This window comes from Komagataeibacter intermedius TF2, assembly GCF_000964425.1.
Classification (GTDB): Bacteria; Pseudomonadota; Alphaproteobacteria; order Acetobacterales; family Acetobacteraceae; genus Komagataeibacter; species Komagataeibacter intermedius.
In genome coordinates this window covers 1-542 of the sequence record NZ_BANF01000699.1, presented here as the reverse complement: position 1 = coordinate 542, position 542 = coordinate 1, and the positions used below count along the sequence as shown (strand labels likewise).

The window sequence follows — 542 nt, the reverse complement described above, 5'->3', positions numbered from 1 at the left end:
TGCCTTTGTTGTTCATACACGCGCAGATTCAGATCGGTGAGATCGAGGAGAGGCGTCGGGATCTGATGGACGCGCGCCCGCCTGACCAGGACACCAATAATCTGTTGCGCCTCCACAGGAGCGCCCTGCAGCAGATCCCGGAACATGGAGGACGTCAGGGTGGAGTCCGTTTTCGTCAGGAGACTGACAGTGCCCTTTAGCGCGGCATCCCGCAGGGGATAACCGGCAGCGGCGGCCGTTGACGCACATTCATGGATGACCGCCTGCGCAAAGCCCTGACCTGCTGGCTGGCTGGCGATATCCCCCACGGTTCCGCGCATCAGGCAGCAGATGCTGCCCAAGGCGGCGAGCAGCACCCATTTGTCCCACATATCCTGCAGGATGTGGGTGGAACACACGGTTTTAAATCCGGGGCCCGACAGGGTTTCCGCAATACTGCGCGCCGCTGGCGTATTGCTACCGTCCCGCTCCCCGACGGAAAGCCGGGGAAGGGAGCCCGTCTGGACAATGCGCCCCTGCGCATCAAGCATGCTGACGATAAA

At 61.8% G+C, this 542-nt stretch carries 1 protein-coding gene; it reads right to left on the bottom strand.

The window, feature by feature from the left end:
• The coding region (locus B7449_RS19010; protein ID WP_048884098.1) for a ketopantoate reductase C-terminal domain-containing protein at positions 1–542 on the bottom strand (542 nt) is incomplete at both ends.